We start from the raw sequence: 5,736 nt of genomic DNA, 5'->3' as shown, positions 1-5,736 counted from the left end.
ACTCCCCCCCCGCCCCCCCCGGCCCCGGCCCCCCGGCGCCCTCGTGCCGGGGCTGGCGGGGGGGGGCGGGGGCGGGCGCAACGTCCCGGTCCCGGGTCCATTCGACGGTGCCGCCGCCGGCGTTGCGGTAGGTGATGCGGTCCACTCCAGCCATGACCTGTCTCCTCTCGTCGTGGAGCTGGCTACTCCGGACACCCGCCCGACCCAGCGATCGGGCGGGCACCCGCAACGGTCAGCGGTGTTTGGCCGCCGTCTTGGCGGCGTGGTAGTCGGCGTCCAGTTCGGCGGCGTAGACATCGCGCCGGCACGGGGAGCACCGGTACCGCACGGGGCCGCTGTCGAGCGGGTTGCGACAGTGGGGGCAGTGGGGTTGGGCCATCATGGAGATTGCCTTTCGATCTCTCCGAAGGGGATGGAGGGTGCGGGCGCGCCCGTCGTGGATGGTCTTGGCGGATTGGCCACGGTGGTGCGCGCCCGTCCAGGTGTCAGCGCCCCGTGTGGGCGAGGATTGTGTTCATGCGGGCGAGACCCTCATCGACCAGGGCAAGGAGCCGGTCGGCCTCGGCCATGGTCGCGTCGTCCAGGGCGCTGGAGGTGTTCGCTTCGAGGACCTCCGCATCGGGCGGCGCCATGGTCAGTGCTTGCCGGTGCCGTCGCAGGTGGGGCATTGAGCGGCCAGGGCGAGCCCGTTGGCCGCCGGGGTGCCGACGATTTGGCCGGTGCCGTTGCAGTCCAGGCAGGTGGCCTTGCGGGAGGTCATTGCGGGCATGGTTGTTCTCCTGTCGTCGCGAGAGCGTGGGTGTGGAGCTGACTGCTCCGGGCACCGCCCGACCCCGAGGGGAGGTCGGGCGGGCACCCGCAACGCCGCTACGACCACTTCCGGTGGCTGCGCTCGGCAGCCCACGCCTGGATCTCTTCACGCGTGTCAGGCCGATTGGTGATCGTCCCGACCTCCCTTTGTCGGCGTTCCGCCTCCTCCAGCGCTGCCGCGCCGATGAAACCCAAGCGTTCAAGCATCGCCCTGTACTCACGGGAGAGCTTCAATGTCGTTGTCCTTTCGCTTGTGTGATCAGCTCGCCATCACGGACACCTCGTGGCCCTTGCCGCAGGAGCCGACGAAGAGGCCCTTCATGTCGTCGCTGTAGGCGATGCCGGGCTCCCCGCAGTCGCAGGTGAACGCCATCGTGTAGGCGGGGCTGGAGTTGGTCTTGTAGACGGCGAACCTGGCCTTCGGCATGTGGTTCTCCTTCGGGTCGGTGTCGGTGGAGCTGGCTGCTCCGGGCACCCGCCCGACCCCGAGGGAAGAGGGGTCGGGCGAGCACCCGCAACATGCGGCTCAGCGCGTCTTGACAGGGCCGCGTGTGACATCGCGGGTGATCAGCACGATCACGCCGACCGCCAGCACTCCCGTGCCGGCCAGTGCCATGAACGCCAGCGCGATAGAGCCGGTGAAGGCCAGCCACAGCGCCAGGGCGGAGCCGCCGGCTACCACCGCGCTCATGGCAGCCGTCTTGGTGTGAGTGCGCACGTGAAGGCTCCCTTTCAGGGTGCGAGGGCGGGCGGTTAGCGGCGCTTGAGCGTGCCCTTGCCTTTGCAGTTCGGGCACTTGATGCCGGCGATCGTCCAGCCCTTGCCCATCGTTGCCTTGCGGGTCTCGATACGACCCAGGCCCATGCACTTGCTGCATGTGAGGGGGGCGGGGCCGGAATTGAAGAGGCGCATGCTTTCCTTCTGTCTTGATCGGATGTATCGAGAATTCGGCGCGGCTGCTCCCGGAAGCCCTCCCGGCGAACACCGCTCGGGAAGGGCGATCAGGTGTGGCGGCGTCCGGTGAAGTCGGCGTATGCGGCGCGGATCACGGCCAGGTCGCTCGTGTCACCGATCACGCTGACTGACACCTTCGGGCCGAGCCGGCGCGAGCCGTCCTCGAAGATGTGCCAGATCCATACGTCGGCCAGTCGCAACGGCTGGTCGTCCTCGGTACGCAGGTAGCCGATCGGGTCGATGGAGAAGCTCAGGCCGGGCACGCCGGCAAGCTCTTCATCGTGCCCACTCCTTTTGTCGGCAGGGGATCTGTTCGGCCACCTCGCGGCAGCGCACGCACTTGGGGCTGTAGCCGAGACCGTGGACGTGGCACTTGGGCAGCGCGTCTCGGTCGTGCATGCCCTGGCAGAACGGGCACTGGTAGCGGTGCATTCACACCACCGCCTTCCCGGTGTCCGGGCGGCTCACCGACGCTTGCCCTTGCCGTTGACGCGCATCTGACGCCGGAGCTCCCGGTCGTAGGCTTGGCGGATGCGCGGGTCCTCATCGCCCCAGTCCGGCCGCTCGTACACGCGGCCAGCTTCACGGGTGAGGCGACTCTGTGCCCGGTCGTAAGCCTCATCGCGCGGAGTCTGTGACATGCTGGATATCTCCTTTCGATGGAGCCGGGCGGCGCACTCCTCTCTTCGCGGGGTTGGGTGCGCCATCACCGGATTGCGGGAGCCTCAGAGGTGCTCCCGTCGCGCCCGCCCAGGGCTTGCTCCCCGGGATGCCGGCGTCACACCGGACGGGCTTCGAGGCGCCGCGCCAGATCAACCGGCGGCGGCTACCTCGACATAAACTCGGACATTGGCCTGAGCGGGAACCGAAGGGCACAGGCCCTTGATCGCGGTGACAGAGAACGCCTCACGCAGGGTCAACACGGCGTCGGCGACCTCGCCCGGTGTTCCGGTCAGGCGAATCGAAAGCGGCATGAGAACTCCCTTGAGTGCGGATAAAGGCAAAGCGCGTAACCCGGCGCAAACGGCCGGAGTGCCCCGACAGGGAGTCGAACCCTGCCTACGACCATCGGGGCGGACTTGCTACTTGCCGTTGCGGATGGTGTTGACCTCGCTCAGGAACGCCTCGGCCTGGTCCGGCTCAATGAAGGATGCGAAGTCCTCCAGGTCGGCCTGGCTCAGGTGATCCGCGTTGGCGAGGGTGTGAGCGAAGAAGCTCATGTCGTCTCCTCGAACAGAGATCGATAGCAGGGCGTTTTCCCTGCTTGGGCCGCCTTTTTCGGTGGGAGGCGGCGGCCCTTTATGCAGTTATCTGAGTGACGTGTGCTCCAGCCCGTCGGCGCGCGGCTTGCGCCGCCTTCCCAGGTCTTCCGGCTGTACAGGGCTGTCCAACATGCCTAGGCAGGTTGTACAAGCATCATGCTGACTGGCTTGGCTAGGCATGTCAAGAGACATGCTCAAGTTGCCTAGGAATGTTGACCAGGTAGCGGCTAGGCTGTAGGGCATGCAACTTGACCCGGATGACCCGCGTCCGCCGTATCTGCAGGTAGCCCACCAGTTGAGGGCAGCAATCCTCACGCGGAAGTTCGCCCCTGGCGACAAGCTCCCATCCGGCCCTGAGCTGGCCAAGAGCTTCGGCGTTGCCCGCATGACCGTTCAGCAGGCCATCCGCCAGCTCCGCGATGAGGGGCTCGTGGTCACAAGACAGGGAAGCGGCGTGTTCGTTCGCGAACGGACCGCGCGCCCCGTCGGCCTACGTCCGCACGTTGAGCAGGCGTTCAAGCGCTCAGAGGTCTCGATAGAGTTCGCGGGCTTCTCTGGCGAGACACTTCACGGCGCGATCCAAGAGCCACTCGACAACATCCGTGCCGGCAAGCTCGTTCCCGAGAGCATCACTGTTCGTATCCTGATTCCAGACACGTCCCGTCCGTGGTCACTGCCGTGCCGCGTAGACAACCTCGAAGACGAGCCCCTATTCCGGAAGCGGGCAGAGCGGATCACCTCTCGCCACGCTCAGGCCATCGTGGAGTCCATACAAGAACTCAAGGATCTTGGCCTTGTGGCGTCAGCCTCTGCCGAGGTGCGCATTTGTGGCGAACCGCCCCGTTTCAAGCTCTACGTGATCAATGGCGAAGAGGCGTTCTTCGGCTTCTATCCAGTCACCAAACACACCGTTGCTCTCGGCGGAGAACCCCAGGCCATCTATGACCTGATGGGCAAGGATGCGGACCTGTTCCACTTCGCCCTGAGTGACGGAGAGGACTCCACGTCAGGTCAGTTCGTTATCCAGTCGCGCGCTTGGTTCGACAGCGTGTGGAATACGGTCGCGCGAGAGTCTGCGTGACGGGGCATCCGGGACCGCTCGCCGTACAGGAAACGATACGGAAAGCCCAGTGTGTCCTACTCGACTTCGACGGCCCCATCTGCGACATCTTCGCGGGACTGCCCGCGCCGCAAGTCGCGGCATCACTGCGCAGCTTTCTTGCTGAACAAGATGTCGAGATCCCGCCAGAGGTTGAAGCCTCTGACGATCCGCTGGCAGTCTTCCGATTCAGCTGGCAATTCGGTCCAGACATGAGCCGCATCACACGGGACATGTTGACGAGACTCGAAGTCGAGGCGGTCCAGACGGCGCGTCCGACCCCGGGGGCCGCCGATCTCATCCGGCAATCGAAACGCCTCGGCAAGGCCGTGGCAGTGGTCAGCAACAACTCGACCAAGGCGGTAACGGCCTACCTGCAGCGAACTCGTCTTGGGCAAGAGATCGACTACGTGTCAGCGCGCGTCGAACCAGATCCGAACCTCATGAAGCCGGATCCGCACCTGGTACGTCACGCGCTCGAACGGCTTGCCGTCAAGCCCTCAGTGAGCGTGCTCGTGGGCGACTCCGAAACCGACATGGAGGTGTGTAGAGCGACAGGCGTTGTCGCAGTCGGGTACGCCAATCGACCCGGTAAAGCGTCGCGGCTCGAAACGGCCGGAGCTGACCACATCGTGACCAGCATGGCGGAGTTGCTCGTAACCAACTCCACAGAGACACACTGAGAGTGTTGGAGAACACGGTGGCCAGGCGCCGAAGAAGCCGCGCTCGCTGACCCGGCAGGGCAACCGGCCTGCCGGGCCGGATCTGGCGCCGCAAGTTCGCCGCGGTCGCTTCGGACGTGCTGTGAGCCGGCGACGTCACGATGATCCACACTGATGAGGGGCCGTTGTACTTGGCCTCGGTCGAGGACCTATTCTCCCGCCGGATGCTCGGCTACGCAGCCACTGCCCCGCGATGAGGCGACACCTCAATTTCTTTCCAAATTCTCTAAAGTCGCTCCCGCATCTCTCGAATATCTTCATCGGTCGGGTCGAGTTGGATGGCGCGGTTGAAGTCGGCCAGTGCCTCGTCGTAGCGCCCCATCAACCGGTACGCCATGCCGCGGTTGGCGGTGGCCCAGGCATCAGCGGGGTCGAGCTCAATGGCACGGTTGAGGTCGCCCAACGCCTCGCCATAACGCCCTATCTCCCGATACGTCACGCCGCGATTGGTGATGGCCCAGCCATCAGCGGGGTCGAGCTCAATGACGCGGTTGAAGTCGGCCAGCGCCTCGCCATAACGCTCCATCGCCAGATGGATCTCAGCTCGGTTGGCGAAGAACCGTGCCTGGTCAGGGTTGAGTTGGATGGCGCGGTTGAAGTCGGCCAGCGCCTCGTCGTACCGCTCCATCAACCGGTACGTCAGGCCGCGGTTAGTGATGGCCCAGCCATCATCGGGGTCGAGCTCGATGGCGCGGTTGAAGTCGGCCAGCGCCTCGTCGTACCGCTCCATCAACCGGTACGTCTGCCCGCGGTTAGTGATGGCCCAGCCATCATCGGGATTGAGTTCGATGGCGCGGTTGAAGTCGGCCAGCGCCTCGTCGTACCGCTCCATCTCCCCGTACGTCACGCCGCGGTTGTTGATGGCCCAGGTATTAGCGGGGTTGAGTTC

Annotated in this window: 13 protein-coding genes; 2 read left to right on the top strand and 11 right to left on the bottom strand. The window is 65.3% G+C overall.

The features are described from left to right. Positions 1 to 232: 232 nt before the first annotated feature. From AB0H84_RS42105 to AB0H84_RS42060, 10 genes are all read right to left on the bottom strand, one after another. Positions 233 to 382 carry a hypothetical protein gene (locus AB0H84_RS42105; protein ID WP_357617509.1) on the bottom strand — a complete coding sequence of 50 codons (150 nt, stop codon included), beginning with the start codon at positions 380 to 382 and terminating at the stop codon, positions 233 to 235. A gap of 103 nt (positions 383 to 485) precedes the next feature. After that, positions 486 to 632 (bottom strand): hypothetical protein, encoded by a 147-nt coding sequence (locus tag AB0H84_RS42100; RefSeq protein ID WP_357617507.1) that lies wholly within the window; start codon positions 630 to 632, stop codon positions 486 to 488. A gap of 2 nt (positions 633 to 634) precedes the next feature. Next, positions 635 to 769 (bottom strand): hypothetical protein, encoded by a 135-nt coding sequence (locus AB0H84_RS42095; RefSeq protein ID WP_357617505.1) that lies wholly within the window; start codon positions 767 to 769, stop codon positions 635 to 637. 300 nt (positions 770 to 1,069) lie between these two features. After that, positions 1,070 to 1,237: a hypothetical protein gene (locus tag AB0H84_RS42090; protein ID WP_357617504.1), complete on the bottom strand. Its 168-nt coding sequence runs from the start codon at positions 1,235 to 1,237 to the stop codon at positions 1,070 to 1,072. A 99-nt stretch (positions 1,238 to 1,336) separates the two neighbouring features. Further along, complete coding sequence (locus AB0H84_RS42085; RefSeq protein ID WP_357617502.1) at positions 1,337 to 1,528, bottom strand: hypothetical protein; 192 nt, start codon at positions 1,526 to 1,528, stop codon at positions 1,337 to 1,339. Positions 1,529 to 1,563: 35 nt separating this feature from the next. Continuing rightward, on the bottom strand, positions 1,564 to 1,722 hold the full coding sequence (locus AB0H84_RS42080; RefSeq protein ID WP_357617500.1) for a hypothetical protein: 159 nt from the start codon (positions 1,720 to 1,722) through the stop codon (positions 1,564 to 1,566). A gap of 89 nt (positions 1,723 to 1,811) precedes the next feature. Then, complete coding sequence (locus AB0H84_RS42075) at positions 1,812 to 2,027, bottom strand: hypothetical protein (RefSeq protein WP_357617498.1); 216 nt, start codon at positions 2,025 to 2,027, stop codon at positions 1,812 to 1,814. Positions 2,028 to 2,228: 201 nt separating this feature from the next. Continuing rightward, the gene (locus tag AB0H84_RS42070; RefSeq protein WP_357617496.1) at positions 2,229 to 2,405 is read right to left on the bottom strand and encodes a hypothetical protein; all 177 of its coding nucleotides are present in this window, start codon (positions 2,403 to 2,405) and stop codon (positions 2,229 to 2,231) included. Between the two features lie 171 nt (positions 2,406 to 2,576). After that, complete coding sequence (locus AB0H84_RS42065; RefSeq protein WP_357617494.1) at positions 2,577 to 2,738, bottom strand: hypothetical protein; 162 nt, start codon at positions 2,736 to 2,738, stop codon at positions 2,577 to 2,579. A gap of 108 nt (positions 2,739 to 2,846) precedes the next feature. Next, positions 2,847 to 2,984, bottom strand: coding sequence for a hypothetical protein (locus tag AB0H84_RS42060; RefSeq protein ID WP_357617492.1), 138 nt, complete (start codon positions 2,982 to 2,984; stop codon positions 2,847 to 2,849). A gap of 283 nt (positions 2,985 to 3,267) precedes the next feature. Between AB0H84_RS42060 and AB0H84_RS42055 the strand changes: the two genes are divergently transcribed. Both AB0H84_RS42055 and AB0H84_RS42050 read left to right on the top strand, forming a co-directional pair. After that, entirely contained in the window at positions 3,268 to 4,107 is an 840-nt protein-coding gene (locus tag AB0H84_RS42055) for a GntR family transcriptional regulator (RefSeq protein WP_357617490.1), read from the top strand. Further along, entirely contained in the window at positions 4,104 to 4,808 is a 705-nt protein-coding gene (locus AB0H84_RS42050; RefSeq protein ID WP_357617488.1) for an HAD-IA family hydrolase, read from the top strand. Before AB0H84_RS42055 ends, AB0H84_RS42050 begins: the two co-directional genes overlap by 4 nt. Positions 4,809 to 5,073: 265 nt before the next feature. Here the strand turns inward: AB0H84_RS42050 and AB0H84_RS42045 are convergent. Then, the coding region (locus AB0H84_RS42045; RefSeq protein ID WP_357617486.1) for a tetratricopeptide repeat protein at positions 5,074 to 5,736 on the bottom strand (663 nt) is incomplete at its 5' end.

The sequence above is a fragment of the Nonomuraea sp. NPDC050786 genome, assembly GCF_040654115.1.
Taxonomy (GTDB): domain Bacteria; phylum Actinomycetota; class Actinomycetes; order Streptosporangiales; family Streptosporangiaceae; genus Nonomuraea.
The sequence above is the reverse complement of the archived record's forward strand: the minus strand, read 5'-3'. Positions and strand labels throughout refer to the sequence as shown.

Excerpts from the sequence above, each read along its gene's own strand:
- AB0H84_RS42055 (WP_357617490.1), top strand. The coding sequence starts at position 3,268 with ATGCAACTTGACCCGGATGACCCGCGTCCGCCGTATCTGCAGGTAGCC.
- AB0H84_RS42070 (WP_357617496.1), bottom strand. The coding sequence starts at position 2,405 with ATGTCACAGACTCCGCGCGATGAGGCTTACGACCGGGCACAGAGTCGC.
- AB0H84_RS42065 (WP_357617494.1), bottom strand. The coding sequence starts at position 2,738 with ATGCCGCTTTCGATTCGCCTGACCGGAACACCGGGCGAGGTCGCCGAC.
- AB0H84_RS42105 (WP_357617509.1), bottom strand. The coding sequence starts at position 382 with ATGATGGCCCAACCCCACTGCCCCCACTGTCGCAACCCGCTCGACAGC.
- AB0H84_RS42095 (WP_357617505.1), bottom strand. The coding sequence starts at position 769 with ATGCCCGCAATGACCTCCCGCAAGGCCACCTGCCTGGACTGCAACGGC.
- AB0H84_RS42060 (WP_357617492.1), bottom strand. The coding sequence starts at position 2,984 with ATGAGCTTCTTCGCTCACACCCTCGCCAACGCGGATCACCTGAGCCAG.
- AB0H84_RS42100 (WP_357617507.1), bottom strand. The coding sequence starts at position 632 with ATGGCGCCGCCCGATGCGGAGGTCCTCGAAGCGAACACCTCCAGCGCC.
- AB0H84_RS42090 (WP_357617504.1), bottom strand. The coding sequence starts at position 1,237 with ATGCCGAAGGCCAGGTTCGCCGTCTACAAGACCAACTCCAGCCCCGCC.
- AB0H84_RS42080 (WP_357617500.1), bottom strand. The coding sequence starts at position 1,722 with ATGCGCCTCTTCAATTCCGGCCCCGCCCCCCTCACATGCAGCAAGTGC.